This is a genomic window from Holdemanella porci (genome assembly GCF_009696075.1).
Taxonomy (GTDB): Bacteria; Bacillota_I; Bacilli_A; order Erysipelotrichales; family Erysipelotrichaceae; genus Holdemanella; species Holdemanella porci.
This window is the reverse complement of the sequence record NZ_VUMR01000117.1, coordinates 1-1,523: the sequence shown is the minus strand read 5'-3', so window position 1 is coordinate 1,523 and position 1,523 is coordinate 1. Positions and strand designations below refer to the sequence as shown.

General features: G+C 29.2%; 2 protein-coding genes and 1 pseudogene. All 3 read left to right on the top strand.

Annotation, left to right across the window (positions count from 1 at the left end):
• Positions 1 to 141: 141 nt before the first annotated feature.
• Positions 142 to 261 (top strand): annotated as a pseudogene (locus tag FYJ55_RS11210) (patatin-like phospholipase family protein); the annotation flags it as partial.
• A 15-nt stretch (positions 262 to 276) separates the two neighbouring features.
• Positions 277 to 606 carry a DUF6363 domain-containing protein gene (locus FYJ55_RS10610; RefSeq protein ID WP_229771171.1) on the top strand — a complete coding sequence of 110 codons (330 nt, stop codon included), beginning with the start codon at positions 277 to 279 and terminating at the stop codon, positions 604 to 606.
• Between the two features lie 57 nt (positions 607 to 663).
• Positions 664 to 912 (top strand): hypothetical protein, encoded by a 249-nt coding sequence (locus FYJ55_RS10605; protein ID WP_154556791.1) that lies wholly within the window; start codon positions 664 to 666, stop codon positions 910 to 912.
• Positions 913 to 1,523: the final 611 nt, after the last annotated feature.

Below are 1,523 nucleotides of genomic sequence, written 5' to 3'. Positions count from 1 at the left end.
TAATACAACACGAATTCACTCACATTGTGAATATGAATCTCCACAAAATTTTGAAAAACAATATTTGAAACATAAACATTAAAAAAACAGATATTTAAGTTGTCTTAAATCTTGACATAGTACCAACCTGTATATCATGAAATTAAAAATGGAGATGCTCTAGATATTGAGTGGATTCGTGCATCGTCATCGATTCCTATTGTTTCAAAGCCTGTTAAATTAGATGGATATGAATTATTAGATGGTGGTGTCTCAGATTCGATTCCAGTGGATTGGATGTTGGAAAGAACAAAGAAGACAGTTGTAGTTTTGACAAGAGATCATACCTATCGAAAAAAGCCAATGAAATATATAAATCTTATAAAAAAGGCGTTTAAGGAATATCCAAATCTACAACACGATTTAGAAAATAGACATATTGTATATAATCAAACATTAGATACAATCGATAAGCTTGAAAGGGAAGGACAGATATTTGTGATTCGACCCTCAAAACCAATTGCGTGTGCGATGATTGAAAAGGATCCAAATCATCTACAAGAAATTTATGACATAGGTAGACGTGATGCGTTGAATAGTTTAGAAGAATTAAAGAAATATTTGTGAAGTGTTTCACATATTAGTTTGTGATATACTAATAAAAATATTTTAGGAGTGATACATATGAATTTCTTTAAAAAACCAGGACGCATTCTATTATTAATCATGATTGTATTAGCTGTAGTTTGTCCGTATCGTGTTCATATGTATAAAACGAAGATTGAAGAAATCAAATCTGGCAAACTAAAAATCAATGATATGCAGTATGTTGCTGATGATCTACATCCGTATTCAGCTTATTTAATGACTGTCCCATACATTATTATAGAAGTCGCATTAGGATCTTTATATTATGTTAGAACACGTGATTAGCGGACTCTGTGATTTGCCGTGAAAATCAAAAAGATGGACAACTGTACGTCTCGATTCAAATCAGAAGATGCGATATTATGGAATTTAATAAGACACTATGATTTATCGTGTACATCAAAAAAACGTACAACTATATGTATTAGTTCAAGTAATAATGATATAAAACTTGTAATAATGGTTTCCATTTTAATATCAACATGTTTTTGAATTTCTAAATATCTTAAAATATAAAAATAAGCAGACTTATTTAAAAATCTGCTCTATTTTCAATTCTATAAATATAACATAAGAGATATTATGCGAAGTTAGTACAAAATATATCTCGAATTTTAAATTTTTTCTTTTGAAACAGACAAACTAAGAATCACCTAAGTAAAACTAAGCATCACCTATAAGAAACTTTCGGGTTTTTACTTAAGTAAACTAAGCATCACCTAAGATAATGTTTAGTCTTCTATAAGTATATTAATCTTCTTAATAAGATTAGGCTTAACTAGCAATTTGGTGACTTTGCTATAATTCTTCTTTTTATCACTTACACGAATAACCACTCGTTTTTCAAATCCTTTAAGCGAGTGATTTTATAGATGTTTTTCAATCTAAGTAGTACG

Coding starts and splice junctions, on each gene's coding strand:
- FYJ55_RS10610 (WP_229771171.1), top strand. CDS start 277: ATGTTGGAAAGAACAAAGAAGACAGTTGTAGTTTTGACAAGAGATCAT.
- FYJ55_RS10605 (WP_154556791.1), top strand. CDS start 664: ATGAATTTCTTTAAAAAACCAGGACGCATTCTATTATTAATCATGATT.